This window comes from Methylomonas defluvii, assembly GCF_033949435.1.
Taxonomy (GTDB): Bacteria; Pseudomonadota; Gammaproteobacteria; order Methylococcales; family Methylomonadaceae; genus Methylomonas; species Methylomonas defluvii.
Genome location: NZ_JAXARY010000008.1, coordinates 80,501 through 95,206, shown reverse-complemented (window position 1 = coordinate 95,206; position 14,706 = coordinate 80,501). Strand labels below are relative to the sequence as shown.

General features: G+C 52.0%; 13 protein-coding genes and 1 tRNA gene. 9 read left to right on the top strand and 5 right to left on the bottom strand.

What is annotated here, in order from left to right:
- Window positions 1-18: 18 nt before the first annotated feature.
- The gene (gene ygfZ / locus QLH52_RS10335; RefSeq protein ID WP_319961480.1) at window positions 19-963 is read right to left on the bottom strand and encodes a CAF17-like 4Fe-4S cluster assembly/insertion protein YgfZ; all 945 of its coding nucleotides are present in this window, start codon (window positions 961-963) and stop codon (window positions 19-21) included.
- Between the two features lie 77 nt (window positions 964-1,040).
- On the opposite strand from ygfZ, the gene QLH52_RS10330 reads away from it, so the two are divergent.
- From QLH52_RS10330 to QLH52_RS10320, 3 genes are read left to right on the top strand one after another with little or no spacing between them, the layout of a single operon-like run.
- A complete protein-coding gene (locus QLH52_RS10330; protein WP_319961479.1) occupies window positions 1,041-1,472 on the top strand; it encodes a protein YgfX in 432 nt (143 codons plus the stop codon).
- Window positions 1,472-2,341: an HDOD domain-containing protein gene (locus QLH52_RS10325; protein ID WP_319961478.1), complete on the top strand. Its 870-nt coding sequence runs from the start codon at window positions 1,472-1,474 to the stop codon at window positions 2,339-2,341. Before QLH52_RS10330 ends, QLH52_RS10325 begins: the two co-directional genes overlap by 1 nt.
- Window positions 2,341-3,540 (top strand): sensor domain-containing diguanylate cyclase, encoded by a 1,200-nt coding sequence (locus QLH52_RS10320; RefSeq protein ID WP_319961476.1) that lies wholly within the window; start codon window positions 2,341-2,343, stop codon window positions 3,538-3,540. The genes QLH52_RS10325 and QLH52_RS10320 overlap by 1 nt, the downstream gene beginning before the upstream one ends.
- Before the next feature lie 274 nt (window positions 3,541-3,814).
- On the opposite strand, the gene QLH52_RS10315 is transcribed toward QLH52_RS10320, so the two are convergent.
- A complete protein-coding gene (locus QLH52_RS10315) occupies window positions 3,815-4,429 on the bottom strand; it encodes a tetratricopeptide repeat protein (RefSeq protein WP_319961475.1) in 615 nt (204 codons plus the stop codon).
- Window positions 4,430-4,532: 103 nt separating this feature from the next.
- On the opposite strand from QLH52_RS10315, the gene QLH52_RS10310 reads away from it, so the two are divergent.
- The 3 genes from QLH52_RS10310 (at window position 4,533) to QLH52_RS10300 (ending at window position 6,762) form a co-directional block, all read left to right on the top strand.
- The gene (locus tag QLH52_RS10310) at window positions 4,533-5,399 is read left to right on the top strand and encodes a hypothetical protein (protein WP_192395307.1); all 867 of its coding nucleotides are present in this window, start codon (window positions 4,533-4,535) and stop codon (window positions 5,397-5,399) included.
- A 141-nt stretch (window positions 5,400-5,540) separates the two neighbouring features.
- Window positions 5,541-6,632, top strand: coding sequence for a redox-regulated ATPase YchF (gene ychF, locus QLH52_RS10305; RefSeq protein WP_319961474.1), 1,092 nt, complete (start codon window positions 5,541-5,543; stop codon window positions 6,630-6,632).
- 52 nt (window positions 6,633-6,684) lie between these two features.
- Window positions 6,685-6,762 (top strand) — tRNA-Met (locus QLH52_RS10300).
- Between the two features lie 560 nt (window positions 6,763-7,322).
- Here the strand turns inward: QLH52_RS10300 and QLH52_RS10295 are convergent.
- Window positions 7,323-7,646 (bottom strand): arylamine N-acetyltransferase, encoded by a 324-nt coding sequence (locus QLH52_RS10295; protein WP_319961554.1) that lies wholly within the window; start codon window positions 7,644-7,646, stop codon window positions 7,323-7,325.
- Here QLH52_RS10295 and QLH52_RS10290 point away from each other — a divergent pair.
- The 3 genes from QLH52_RS10290 (at window position 7,624) to QLH52_RS10280 (ending at window position 9,966) form a co-directional block, all read left to right on the top strand.
- A complete protein-coding gene (locus QLH52_RS10290) occupies window positions 7,624-8,088 on the top strand; it encodes an EamA family transporter (protein WP_319961473.1) in 465 nt (154 codons plus the stop codon). The genes QLH52_RS10295 and QLH52_RS10290 overlap by 23 nt on opposite strands.
- A gap of 277 nt (window positions 8,089-8,365) precedes the next feature.
- Window positions 8,366-9,475: an NAD(P)H-dependent oxidoreductase gene (locus QLH52_RS10285; RefSeq protein ID WP_319961472.1), complete on the top strand. Its 1,110-nt coding sequence runs from the start codon at window positions 8,366-8,368 to the stop codon at window positions 9,473-9,475.
- Window positions 9,472-9,966 carry a GNAT family N-acetyltransferase gene (locus QLH52_RS10280; RefSeq protein WP_319961471.1) on the top strand — a complete coding sequence of 165 codons (495 nt, stop codon included), beginning with the start codon at window positions 9,472-9,474 and terminating at the stop codon, window positions 9,964-9,966. Before QLH52_RS10285 ends, QLH52_RS10280 begins: the two co-directional genes overlap by 4 nt.
- Window positions 9,967-10,120: 154 nt before the next feature.
- Here the strand turns inward: QLH52_RS10280 and QLH52_RS10275 are convergent, their stop codons facing one another.
- Window positions 10,121-11,338 (bottom strand): efflux RND transporter periplasmic adaptor subunit, encoded by a 1,218-nt coding sequence (locus QLH52_RS10275; RefSeq protein ID WP_319961470.1) that lies wholly within the window; start codon window positions 11,336-11,338, stop codon window positions 10,121-10,123.
- Between the two features lie 6 nt (window positions 11,339-11,344).
- Window positions 11,345-14,521, bottom strand: coding sequence for an efflux RND transporter permease subunit (locus QLH52_RS10270; RefSeq protein ID WP_319961469.1), 3,177 nt, complete (start codon window positions 14,519-14,521; stop codon window positions 11,345-11,347).
- Window positions 14,522-14,706: the final 185 nt, after the last annotated feature.

Here is a 14,706-nt window from a genome sequence, read left to right as displayed (position 1 = left end):
GAATTTCCGCTATTGATCCTAAATTATCGCGATAGGCGTACGATAGTCGTCATCAAGTATAAGGTTTTTTGGCAGTCCATCAACTATTTGCAGGACCACCAGCGCCCGGTTTATTCCGGACCAGACCGAGTTAGCCAATACGCAGCCCATGCTTTGCTGAGAAATACCGTCCAACACCTTGCAGCCATTAACCACGCCGCTGGCTGAGGGCTGACACTCGGCGATAAACAGCGCGCGTTTAACTTTGCCCAGATAGTGGCTGCGAGCCACGATTTCTTGGCCTGTGTAGCAGCCTTTACTAAAACTGATGCCGCCAAGTTGGTCAATACCCAACATCTGCGGTATGTGCTGTTCCGATTGGTTAATATCGAACCAGGGTAGGGCAGTGGAGATGTCTTGATAACGCCACTCGTCCAGACAGCCGTACTCGAATTCGTATCGGCTACTGAGTAATCCGGCAAATTCATCGATCTGATCAGGTGTACCCAGTGTCAAATAACGCGGGGCGCCAGGTAGTTTAATGGTCGTTAACGGTATTTGCCCTACAGCGAAATTACCTGTCGGAGCGTCTATCTCAGGCGCAAAACCCGATATGCCCAAAATACGCATGTTTCCAGTTTGATCCTGCAATGTTGCATCGGCACGCAATACGTACATCCGCAATTTTTTTAACACCGTGTCGAGCAAATCCGCTGGCAATATCAGGTAAAAAGACGCCGGCGATTTAACTACCAACAGTGTACTGATGACTCGGCCCTTGGCGTTACAGAATCCGGCTATACTGGCTTGCGATGCCATTAAATCGTTAATATTGCACGTCAGCTGGCCTTGTAACAGTTTTGCGGCATCCTGACCGATAACTTCTATAAGGCTAAGACCGGTGGACGCGAAAATTTTTTTGGATAAAGCAAGTGCATTGGGTTCGCTAAAAGCGTTTGTGTGATCTGTGCGGTCTTCAAGCATGGCGGCAACGTTTGTAGGAATACATGAACATAATTTAGCAGGGTAGTTTACCTTAGCTCGAAAAAGGTGCGGCGATTGTGTCGAAAAATCTTGAACAGAGCATGCATTTTAAAGTGGAGCGCTCTAGGGCGCTGAGATTCGTTGTTAGCGCTATTCACGGCGCGGCGCTGGCGGCATGTTGGCTAAACGCGCTACCGTCGCCATACAAATATTTGCTGACGATGCTGGTATTACTAAGCTGGCGAAACAATATGGCATTCGGCAAAATTGATGTTACTTATCTGCGCTATACTCCTCAGCATGGATGGTCGCTGCTTGGAACGGGCGACCACTACAGTTCTATCGAGATTCAAGCGTCAACTGTGGTAAATGGATTACTGATCGCGCTGCATTGGGTGCACGATGAAGGGAGGTGTCAATCGATGATAATTCCAAAAGATGCAATGAGTAACGACGATTACCGCAAACTCTCGGTTTGTTTAATTATTTCAGGTTACGGTCATGGTTGATGAATGCCGGTGTGAAGCAAACAATTGAACTGCAAATCGGTTCGCTGAAAAACTTGCCGGTTTTGCCAGAGGCAAGTCTGCGAATTCTGGATGTCATCAACACGCCGGACATACCCATAGAAAAGTTGGCGGATGCCTTATCGTTATCGCCTGGTTTAGTTGCTAGATTGCTTGGATTAGCAAATTCGGCCTATTTCGCCCGTGGCAGAAATGTCTCAGATATTCGCACCGCTATTTTTCAGGTCTTGGGTCTGGATTTGGTGAAGGCTCTGGCACAGGCAATTATTTTTAATGTCCAATTTGATACGCGCAAATGCCAAGGTTTCGACGCCGAGTATTTTTGGATACGCTCATTAACCACCGCGGTATCCGCGCAAAAACTGGCGATCGAAATTCCGCAATTGCGAGTATTTACGCCATCGACAATTTATTCCGGTGGATTACTTCTTAATATCGGCATATTGGTACTCGGCTATTTGCAGCCAGAAGAGCTGCATGAAGTGTTTGTCGAATGCAAAAAAACGGGTTTGCCTGTGCGTCAGGGAATTTCTCGACATATGGGGCAGAGCCATTATCAAATCGGTCATTTTTTATTGCGTAAATGGCATTTGCCGGTTTTGTACCAAGTGCTATTAGACAATTATGAAAATAAAGACTTTGAAGGGATAGAGCTGCCCTTGCTGATTTTATTGAGGGTTTGTGAACGCTTAAGTGTAACCGTGATTTCAGGGGAGTCGATTAATCTGCAAGAGTTTGAATCGGAATGCCGGCAGATTAAGTGTCCATTGAGCAACATACAAGAGCTTGCTGAACAACTGGCAGAAAATCAGCCCGCTATGCAAAAACTTGCCGCCATCATGGGGAATTGATGAACCAGCCTAGCGCAAACAGTCAAGATGTGAAACTGGCAGGTTTCGGCGTGCAGGATTTGTTCGTCGATCTCGTCAATGCGTTGTCCGCAGTCAAACAGTTATCCGAAATCGATTGTCAAGTCGATGATGAAAAAACCCTTATCAGACAAGCTTTGGCAAGCCTTATCCAATATCAAGATATGGAGCGGTGCTCTTTTTTTATCGTGGATAGCGAAGGCTTATTAAGCAATGTTGCCGGCATTAGTGCGGGCGAACTTGGCGCTCCTGAAGTAAATATGGATAGCCCTTTGCGCTTTAGAGTAGGGGAAGGCTTGATTGGCGCTGCCGCGGCGACCGGTGTTTTGCAGCATTGTCAAAATTGCCACGAAGATAAGCGATTCGAAAAAACCGGAAACTCGAAGCAATCGCCTGGTTCAATTATCAGTGTGCCGGTATTTACTTTCAATCGCACCTTGATTGGCGTTTTAAACGTATCGCATCCGCAAGCCTATTATTTCAACGATTGGCATATCCGTTTGTTGGAAGTTTATAAAAACATTCTTGGTCAGTTGATTACCACTAGGCGCCTGGTTCAGCATATGGAACAGCAAATTGCTTCCAGGACGGCCGAGTTGGAGAGTTTGGTTGCCGAAACCAATCAACTTAAAGATCATTTTGCCAGTATGTCCATGCATGACCAGTTAACAGGCCTGCATAATCGGCGGTTTTTTTATGACCAAGTCGAAGTCGTTATCGCTCACCATAAGCGCTACAAAACCGGTTTTTGTTTACTGGTGATGGACATCGATCATTTCAAAGTCATTAATGATCGCTTCGGACATTTGTTCGGCGATCAAGTGCTGACCGGTGTCGCTAAAGCGTTAAAGCGGCAAGTGCGTAATACCGATATTCTGGTGCGTTTTGGTGGTGAAGAGTTTGTAGCAATTTTTACCAATACCCGTTGCGATAGCGGTAAAACATTTGCGGAGCGCATTCGTCAGGAGGTCAAAACCCTGGAATGGTCTATCAATCAAGAGGTGGTAAATTTGACCCTGAGTATTGGCATATATTGCTTGAATAGCGATTTAATTCAATCCGAACAAGCGCCAGACATTGATCAAATGATTAATTACGCCGATGCTGCGTTGTATCAAGCTAAAGCCAGCGGCCGAGATAAGACGATAGTATTCGGCGAAGCCTGCTCGGATCAGTTGTAAGAGTATTTGGGATGGTTCTTTGGGATAGTCATAACCTTAAGTTGTGACTAAAAATATTTGAATTTCTCACTCAGCATGACATCAGGAGTGTCTGTCAGCCGATAGTTGATTTTTAGGTAATTACGGATTCTTAGTCTAGTTAGGTTATTAAACCGACCCTGTTTATTAACGGTTATTCAGTCCGGGCTGAGCTGGTCGAAGCCCCAACTGGTGTGACTGTCAACGGGTTCAGTACCCTCAAGGACATTTAGGCGAACGGCATTTAAGGGTCGGGTTAATAATACAAATACCACCTCCCGGTTCCCCAGTACCAATTGTAGCGATAGCCGGAATACCAGTTGTTGTAAAAAACCTGTTGCCATCGTCTCCGCCACTGATAATCGGCTTGCTCCGATTGGCGAGCTTTTACTGCCTCTTTAAGTAAGCTGCTTGCTTCTTTGTCGCCTTTGTTGGCGGTAATGGACAACCATTTTTCAGCCTCGCCCGGATCGGAGCCCATTTCACCGAGACCCGTCAGATAAACCCTACCCAAGGCTTTTTGCGCTTCGAAGTTGCCTTTCTCGGCGGATTCACGCATCCATTTGATCGACTTATAAGTATCTTGGCGAACACCGTCAGCTCTAAAGAAACGCAGAGCCAAATCGTAAGCGGCGCGCGGGTCGTTTGCGGCTAGCTCTTCAAGTGCTTTGATTTTTGCAGCGTCTTCAGCGGACATCGCCGGTTCCGGCTGAAAAGAGGCATAGTCTTTCGGGCGATCCGCACAGCCATTCTCGTCGCAAATTCTGATGGTGTCTGACTTAACTTGTTTCTCTTGATGTGTACACGCGACAAGGCCAAACGCTACGAATAATACAAATAGCGTTGACAAAAAAGGCTTTTTTGAATGCATGAGTATTTCCTTTTTCTTTTCATAAGTTTTAGTCTATTATCGCTCGAATTTTTTAGTTTGCTAGGCGTCATTAACTGAACGGCAATTTTTTGGAGTTTTTTGGATGAGCGTTAAATCAATTCGAGATTTATCATTACTGGTCTCTGTTTTTGCTTTTGCCGGCTGCGCGCAACAGCCTGGCTTGCAGACAGGTGGTAGTTCAAATTTAGTCTCTGGCTCTGCCGGCGGCGCGACCAGCGTCAACGCCAATAAGTCTTTGGAGCGCTGCGCCAGCCCATTGGGTACCTTAGCGGTCAGCGACGGGCGTTTTTCGGGTGCATCAGGGGTTACCACGGTTGATCCGTTAATCCGCTTGGCGGTACAGCAATCCAATTGTTTTATTATTACCGGCATTGGCAATATGAGCACCAGTGCCATGCTGGATAGAATCACCGATCAACAAAGAAACTCCGGAGAATACCGCTCAGGTTCAAAACAACACAAAGGCCAACGTGTTGCGGCTGACTATCTACTCGATCCGCAGATTATCGTCGCTAACGAATCGACAGGCGGACAACAGGGCTCTATCGGTGCCGGATTAATCGGTGCCGGATTAGGCGCTGCCGGATTGGGCGGTCTAGGCGCCATTGCCGGCGCAGTTTCGCATGCCGTGGAAACTCGAACCACCGATGTGGCGCTTACCCTGACCGATATTCGTTCAACGGTGCAAATTGCCATTTCCCAAGGCAGTGCCACCGCAAATAACATGAGTACCTCGGGCGGCGGCGCATTCGGTGGATGGGGAGGGCTTTTTGCCGGCGCGGCGGGCGGCAGCATAGGTATGTACAGCAGAACTCCGGAAGGCATAGCGACTGCGGCAGCCTTTTTTGACGCTTATAACAATATGGTCCAGTCGCTCAGAAACTATAAGGCGCAAGAAGTGCAAGGCGGTGGCGGCAGCGGTCAAGGCGGCGTTTTGCAAGTCAAATAACCAAACGATAGCGCATCGCTCGCAAGCGATGCGCTACTTCTCGCATCGGCACGGCCGTATTCTTAAATTCTCTGTATAATCGCGCCCGCACTCTTCCGGTTCATCCGGCTCCCGTTAAACTAATCCTTCTGTATAAAATCCATGGCACTACACTGCGGAATCGTTGGGCTGCCCAACGTCGGTAAATCAACTTTATTCAACGCGCTTACTAAAGCGACTATCGCCGCCGAAAATTATCCTTTCTGCACTATCGATCCTAACGTCGGCGTCGTCCCGGTTCCCGATCCGCGCATGGATAAACTCGCGGAAATCGTTAAACCGGAACGGGTGTTGCCCACCACGATTGAGTTTGTCGATATAGCCGGTTTGGTGGCAGGTGCCTCGAAAGGCGAAGGATTGGGCAACCAATTTCTGGGGAATATTCGCGAGACCGATGCCATTGTCCATGTTGTGCGCTGTTTTGAAGACGACAATGTGATTCATGTTGCCGGCAAGGTCGATCCGATTAACGATATCGAAGTCATCAATACCGAATTGGCTCTGGCCGATATGTCTTCCGTCGAGAGAGCGCTGCAAAAAGCCGCAAAAGCGTCAAAGTCTGGCAATAAGGACGAACTGGCGAGAAAAGACGTTCTGGAGCGGGTGCTGGATCACCTCAATGCCGGTGAAGCCGTGCGTACTTTAGGTTTAACCGAAGAGGAAGCCAAGCTTATCAAGGAATTGTGCCTGATCACGATCAAGCCAACTCTGTATGTTGCGAATGTTCAAGACGACGGTTTTGAAAACAATCCTATGTTGGACAAAGTCAAAGCGTTTGCCGAAAAAGAAGGCTCAAAGGTTGTCGCTGTCTGTGCGGCTATAGAGGCCGAAATCGTGCAACTTGATGAGGACGAAAAGAAAGAATTTCTCGAAGATTTGGGCTTGGAAGAGCCTGGCTTGAATAGGGTGGTGCGTGCCGGCTACGAGCTATTGAATCTCTCGACTTATTTCACTGCTGGCGTCAAGGAAGTCAGGGCTTGGACGATTCCGGTCAATGCGACCGCGCCGCAGGCGGCGGGCGTAATCCATTCCGATTTCGAAAAAGGTTTCATCCGCGCCGAAGTTGTCTCGTATGCGGATTTTATAGCTTATAGCGGCGAACAAGGTGCCAAAGATGCCGGTAAATGGCGGTTGGAAGGCAAAGAGTATAGAGTCCAGGATGGGGACGTGATGCACTTTCGTTTCAATGTTTGACAATAGAAAAGACGCGCCCTATAATGCGCGTCTTTTCAAAGCTGTTCCCAGTGGCGATATAGCTCAATCCGGTTAGAGCGCGGGATTCATAACCCCGAGGTTCCAGGTTCGATCCCCGGTATCGCCACCATTTAAATCAAGGACTTGCGTTAATTCGCTAGTCCTTTTTTTATGCCTGCGAGATATCGAGTACCGGTTGGCATAAAAACGAAAGTATTCAGCAGCACACTAAACCGGTCTGTCGATTAATCCTACCTCACAATTTGCAACTGTATTGATGGTTGGTCAGGCTCTTCAAAAAGCTGTGTTAACTGTAGAGTAATTCACTAGCATGTAGTCCTGGTGCCGGACTGAATTTGGCTCCGAGGCCTTGGGTAAGCGCACATCGACGGGTGCGATAAACGTGCGACAAGACTTGCCTTAAAGTGCTCGCCGAGTTTGGAAATGAATTTCCCCTGCTACATCATACGTATGAGAATGCCAAAATCATTTTTTTAACACCCGGTTTGCCTTGCTGATAGCACGCGACCTTTGTATTAGCCAGTTGTGTCGCCATTTCCAGGCAAAAGCCGTTCCAGACATCTTGAGCGATGGATAAATCGTCAAGTTTGCTTGAACAAATAGGCAAATTTGCCGAGTACCTGCTCAGACAGGGCGCTGCAATGCCAATAAAACCCGCCGGACAAATGCTTAGTTATCCTGGTTTAGTGCCAAACGCTCGGCGAGGCAGCGCAACTGCTCACTGTTGAGCGCTATATCAAACTGCTCGTCCAGCAAGTCATTTAATTGCGCCTGGCTGTCAATTGAATGGCTAATTTTTTCATCCGCGCGGTATCTTGAAAACTGGGTATTGAACAATTGTACCCAGCCTTCGGCGGTATTCCGGCAAATCAATAAATTTTGCGACAGCAGCGATTGGTCCCAGGTTGTGCATACCAGGTTGGCCGCGTCCAGGTCGCAGCGTTGCACTTTTGAGCGGTCGAAACTTGATGTGGCGGCGCTATTGCTCGCCAGTTTGCTTTGGGCCTTAGGTTCAATCTACAGCAAAACTGCGGATTTGCCGAAGACGGCATTGATGACAACCGGCGCGGAAATGCTGACCGGCGGCTTTGCCTTGTTGCTGGTCAGTGCGCTAAGCGAACAATGGGGTGTTTTCAACCTGGCTCAGGTATCGGTTAACTCCTGGCTGGCCTTGGCGTATCTGATCGTGTTTGGCTCGATGATCGGTTTCGCCTCCTACGCCTGGTTGCTGCAAAACGCGCCGATCCCGTTGGTAGCGACCTACGCCTACGTCAATCCGCTGGTGGCAGTGTTTTTAGGCAACTGGTTCGCGCAAGAACCGCTAACGCCGCGCGTCCTGAGTGCGGCGGCGATCATCATCGGGGCTATCGTATTCATGAACAGCGCGCGCGATTCGCGGGCCAAGCGTGCAGCGGGGCGAGGCGCGAGCAAATGATGGACCTCACTTTTTTAGTCCTGGCGCGGAAGCAAACGCCGAAATGCATCGAGGCTGTTTTCCGATAAACCAATAGTATTCCGGGCACGCTTGGGTTTTGCTTTATGACGGTTTGGATTTGGCTAAGCTTGCAAGTAATCCAAGCAGGTCGATGATTTTTAGAAATTGCCCAGTCCCCTTTATGGCATGCGAAAATCAACGTCATTATCAAGCCGTGCCAAGCGGTCTATTATTGCTTGCCATTACTTTTCCCTGACATTCCACACTTAGCTTTGCCATGAAAATACTGGCTTTATCCGGCAGCTTGCGGGCTGTGTCCATCAATTCCGCCGTGCTGCGCGCTGTGAGGCATTTGGCGCCTTCCTCTATCGAAGTCTATTTGTTTTCCGGGCTTGGCGACTTGCTTTTATACAATCCGGATTTGGAACACGCGCCGCCGGCCGTTGCCCTGCAATTACGCAACGAAGTGGCCTCGGCGGATGCCTTGCTGATCGCCAGCCCGGAATATGCCCACGGCGTTACCGGCACCATCAAAAATACGCTGGATTGGTTGGTGGCCTTCGACGGCTTTGTGGATAAGCCGGTGGCGGTATTGAATGCCACGTCGCGCGCCCATCATGCTGATGCAGCGCTCCGGGAAACCTTGGTCACCATGTCGGCCACACTGATCGAAGCCGCCTCGATCACCTTGCCGCTGCGGAGCGCCAACATCGGCGAAGCGGAGCTGTTGGCGATGCCGGAAATCGTTTCATTACTGACCGGCGTGTTAACCAAAATCCAACGTGCGGTAAAGTTGTTGCCGGAAATGAAGCCCTTCCTGGGCAGCAGTGTTTATATCGACAGCCAACATCTGGCTATCGTCGCTCAAGCCGCCAAGTTGGCGGACGGTTGCGCCGATGATGAAGCCATCGCCAAACGCTGTTTTGAATTCGTCCGCGACCAGATCAAGCATAGTTGGGACTACCGGCTGAACCCAGTGACCTGTAAAGCCTCCGAGGTGTTGATTCACGGCACCGGCTATTGTTACGCCAAAAGCCATTTACTGGCGGCGCTATTGCGCGCCAACGGCATCCCGGCCGCGCTGTGTTACCAGCGGTTGACGCTAGACGGCGACCAGCCGCCTTATTGCCTGCACGGTTTGAACGCGGTTTACCTGCCGCAACACGGTTGGTACCGGATCGATGCGCGTGGTAACAAGCCAGGTGTGGACGCCGATTTTTGCCCGCCGCTGGAGAAATTGGCGTTTTCGATTGTGAATCCCTTGGAACAAGACTTGCCCGGCATCCATGCGGAACCCATACCGGCTGTCGTCAAAGCCTTAACCGAAAACCAAACCGTCGAGCAGGTTTATCACAACTTGCCGGATGTTGCCGCTACCGCGCAATGATCACGAACTCGCCGTTGATCATTCGTCCCGCCGTAGCGACCGATGCCGAGTGCGTTAGCCAACTGATTGGCAGTGTTGCCAACCGTTGTACGATTTCCCCAACGGGCGACGGTGCCGAGTTGTTTTATTCGAGCATCAGCCCGCAAGCGATTGCTAGCTACATCGCTAATGCAAATTTCCTTTATCTGGTGGGTTTGCTAAACGGTAAGCTGGCCGGTGTGGTTGCAGTTCGCGATGCCCGGCATCTGTTTCATTTGTTTGTGGCGCCTGACTGCCAATACCAAGGTATCGGCACGGCATTGGCGTTGCGCGCCATCAACTTATCGTTGGCCGCATGCCCGTCGGAGACCTTCACGGTGAATGCCTCGCTGCCCTCTGTGCCGTTTTATGTTCGGTTGGGCTTTCAGCCGCTGGGGCCAAAGATTGAGGACAAAGGCGTGGCATTTGTACCGATGCAATTGCCAACCTCAGCTCTAAACTCCGGTTCGTAGCGATGATGCCTATTTCCCCAAGAAACTTTTTACGGATAGGGTGTAGACAAAACAAATCACCCGGCTGACCGGCAAGCCGGCATGAGGCCAGCGCCACATGCCGTTTGGGTATCGCAAGCGGATGGTTCGCCCTGCTACGGATTACTGAAATGTTTCACGATTTGCCGGCGGTTTTGTCCTTGGGTTTCTCCGCCGGCTTTGCTTGAGCTTCCACCACGCTCACGGTTTCGCCTTCCACCAATAGATCAGAGGGGCTGGCGACCAAGGTATCGCTGGCTGAGATGCCTTCCAATATTTCCAGTTCGCGGCCAAAGTCGCGGCCCAATTTTACCGGGCGAAACGCCACGCGATGTTCCGCGTCGACCACTACCACATGCGGACCGGCCTGATCGATCACCAACACATTAGCCGGCACCACCAAGGGGCTGGATTTGCCGGCGACGTTGATTGAGATTTCCACGTAGGAACCAGGCAGTAATTTACCGTCTTTATTGGGAAGGGTAATATCCACTTGTCGGGAGCGATTCACCGGGTCCAGCGCGCCGGCGACATGATCCACATGGGCGTTAACCTGCTTGCCTTGCGAATCCAGCACTCTTACCGAGACTTCCTGGCCGGCCTTGATGTCGTCCGCGTAGACTTGCGGCACCCAAACCGTCAACCGCAACGGGTCGGTTTGGGTCAAGGCAAATAACTCCTGACTGCCGGCCACGATCAAACTGCCGACATCGACCGCCCTACGGGTAATCACCCCGGAAAACGGGGCGACGATGCGCCGATAGCCTTCGATATTTTCCAGGCGTTTGACATTGGCTTGCGCGGCGGAAAAATCGGCTTCGGCTTGCAAGAAAGCGCTGCGTTTTTCGTCGAACTCCTGTTGCGTGCCGCTATCGGTGCCGTTCAATTGCGTCCAGCGTTGCAAGGTGGTGCGAGTCAGTTCCAGCCGGGCTTTAACTTGTGCCAGCGCGGCGCGCGCTTGCGCCAGTTCCTGTTCCAGCTCGGGCACGTCGATAACCGCCAACAGGTCGCCTTTTTTGACCTGATCGCCTATGGTTTTATGCCAGGCACTTAAATAGCCGTTGCTGCGCGCATAGAGTTGGGTTTCGGTGTTGCCGCGCAAACTGGCGGGCAATACCAGTTTGCGGGTCGCCTCGCCGGGCTTTGAATGCGCGGCGATGACGCTGCGCTGCTGGCTGGCCGCAGTTTGTGCCTGCAAGCTCTCCGCTTGCTGTAGGTTCTGCGCCATACGCCAGGCGCCGGCCAGCAGGAGCAACAGCAGTAGTCCCAAACCCAGCCGTTTTACTACCAGCAGGGTGCGGTGCGAATGGTCGGTGGACGGTCGCGCAAAGGTAGAGGAAGGGATGCTATTCATAATATTTTAGGGAGTTACAAAGCTTGTACGATGCGAAAGTCGGTGCGCCAGCCAGCGATGAGTGCCGGCAAATACCAGCGGTACGAACAGTAAAGTGGATACGGTGGCAAAGGCTAGGCCGCCGATCACCGCACGGCCCAGCGGTGCGTTTTGTTCGGCACCTTCGCCCCAACCGATGGCCATCGGCAACATGCCGACGATCATCGCAAACGCGGTCATCAGCACCGGTCTGAGCCGGGTAGCCGCTGCTTCCAACGCTGCCGTCACCGGCGGTACACCTTCTGCCAGACGGGTGCGGGCAAACGACACCAATAAAATGCTATTAGCGGTGACCACGCCCATGGCCATGATGCTGCCGGTCAGGGCCGGGATGCTCAGCGTGGTGCCGGTCAGAAACAAGGTCCAGGCGATGCCGGCCAGCGCGGCGGGCAGGGCACTGACGATAATCAGCGGGTCCAGCCAGGATTGGAAATTGACCACCAGCAACAGATACAGCATCACAATTGCTACGGCCAAGCCGGCGCCCAAACCGGTAAACGAACTTTTCAGAGTTTCGATCTGACCGCGCACACTCAATTCGACGCCACGCGGCAGGTGGCTGCGGCTGTCGGCAACCAGCGTTTCGATTTCCCGGCTCACCGAACCCAAATCGCGACCTTCAACGCTGGCGTAAATGTCGAATACATTATTGGCGTTGTAATGCGTCACCGCCACCGGTAATACGGTGCGTTTCAATTTGACCAGATTGCCCAGCAGTTGCGGTTGGCCGTTACCGCCGCCCACCGGCGTGCGCATCAAGGCATCCAGATTATCCAAATCCAGGGGATTGCCCATTACGCCGATATTTACCGAGTTGCCGTTGGCCGGATTCAGCCAGAACGACGGCGCGGTTTGCATGCTGCCGCTCAGGGTCAGCAACAGGTTTTGCGCCAGATCGCGGGCTGATAAACCCAGTTGTTGCAATTGCTGGCGATTCATTTCCAAATCCAATGCCGGCCGATTCATACGCTGGTAAATATGTGCATCGACGATGCCGGGAATTTGCCTCATACGATTTTGCAAGGCGATAACCTGCGGCATCACCTCGTCCGGCTTGCCGCCGATGAACTGGATGTCGATAGGTGCCGGTACACCGAAGTTCACGGTCTGGCTGACCTGATCGGCGGGCTGGAAGAAAAATTCCAGGCCGGGAAATTGTCCGGGCAGTTCTGCGCGCAGGCGTTTGATATAGTCGGCACTGGGCGCATGATCGCCCGGACGCAGTGAAATCATGATCTCGGTGTCGGCGGTTTCCACGGTGCCGGAGTTGCCGAATAAGGTGTTGCGAGTGCTGTACGGGCCGCCGATGATGTCCAATAAATCGGCTATCTCCTCGGCGGGAATAATGCCGCGAATGACTTTTTCCACCGCATCGATGTGTTGCGGCATTTCCTCAATGCGGGTGCCAGACGGCGCCCGGACATGCAGACGAATCTGCCCGGCGTCCACGGCCGGAAACAAATCTTCTCCCAATAGCGGCACCAAACCCAGCGATGCCAGGCAAAAGCCTAGAATCGCAGAGCTGTAACGCAAACGGTGTTTCAGTAAATGACTGGCCAAGATCAGATAGTGGCCGCGAAACTGTTCGAAGCCGCGCTCGAAGGCGTGATGCAGGCGTTGAAAGCCTCTCGCCAGCGCGTTGGTCGGCGGCGCATCGGTATGGCCGTGATGGCCGGACATCACATACATCACCAGCGTCGGCACCAAGGTACGCGAGAGAATGTAGGAAGCCAGCATTGCGAATACCACCGCTTCCGCCATCGGTACGAATAGGCTGCGCGCCACGCCGGACAGGAAAAACATCGGTACGAACACGATGCAGATGCACAACGTCGAGACCAGCGCCGGCATCGCGATTTCCGCCGCGCCGTCAAGGATAGCTTGATGCGGGTTCTTACCCAGCAGCATTTGCCGCTCGATGTTTCCGATTTCCACGGTGGCGTCGTCCACCAAAATCCCCACCGCCAAGGCTAGGCCGCCCATCGTCATCAGATTGATGGTTTCGCCGACAAGATACAAGGCAATCAGCGAGCACATGATGGACAGTGGTATCGATACCGCGATGATGCAGGTGGTGCGCCAGTTGCCCAGAAACAGCAAGATCATTGCGGCAGTCAAGCCGGCGGCGATCAGCGCTTCGTGCAACACATTGCCGATGGCGGCCTTCACGAACAGTGACTGGTCGAACATCAAGCGCATATTGATGCCATCCGGCATCAGGTCGAGCATTTTCGGAATGGTTTGCCGGACGTGTTCAACCACTTCCAGAGTCGAGGTGCGACCGACCTTGAAGATCGAAGTCAATATGCCACGCTCGCCATTTTGGCGGGCGATGGTCGTAACCGGTGCCGAGCCGTCTCTAACCGTAGCTACATCGCGGACCAGCGTCGTCACGCCGTTCACGGTGCGCACCGGCAGGTCAGCCAGACGGGAAATCGCGGCCACCGCACCATTTAGGCTGACATCGTATTCGTTACTGCCGATTTTTACGGTGCCGGTGGGTAGAATCAGATTTTGCGCTGCCAACGTATCGTTTAAATCGGCGGGAGACAGACCGCGCGCCAGTAGAGCCGGCGCATCAACATCCAACGTAATTTGCCGGCTTTTGGCGCCGAACGGATTGGTCATCGCCACGCCGGGTTTGGATTGCAATGCGGTTCTGGCGATGTTATTCACCAGATCGTTGACATCGGTTTCCGGGACGACGCTACTGGAAATGCCCAATTGCACCAGCGGCAGGTCGGCGGCCGAATATTGAATGACTTGCGGCGGTGCCACATTGGTCGGCAGCGAGCGGTAAACCGAGTTACTGCTGGACATCACCTGGGCGATGGCCGTGCGAATGTCGGTGCCTGGATGGAAAAATACTTTAACCACGGCCGCACCGCTGTAGGACAAAGATTCACTGTGTTCAATGCCGTCGATCAAGGCCATGGAGCGTTCGACCGTGGTCGTTAAGCGGTCCGCTATTTCTTTGGCGGTCATGCCGTTGTATTGCCACAGCATCGCTACCACTGGAATATCGATGGTTGGGAAAATATCGGTGGGCATTTTCCGCAGCACGTAGGGGGTAGACAATAGAATCAACAGCGCCGCCACGATAAAGGTATAGGGGCGGCGTAAAGCAATATTAACGATCCACATGGATTTCTCGGGAGATCCGATTGGTTAGCGAGGTCCGGCCGGTTTTAAAGCTATCGTTTCTCCGGCAAAGGCAACTAAATGTTTGTCTTAAGCAAGTGCTATACCAATCAATCTGCACAGATTTTTCGAAGCATAGTGCACTGCATGCGCTTGGGCTCAGGTGAGAATCAGCAGCATAATTTTTA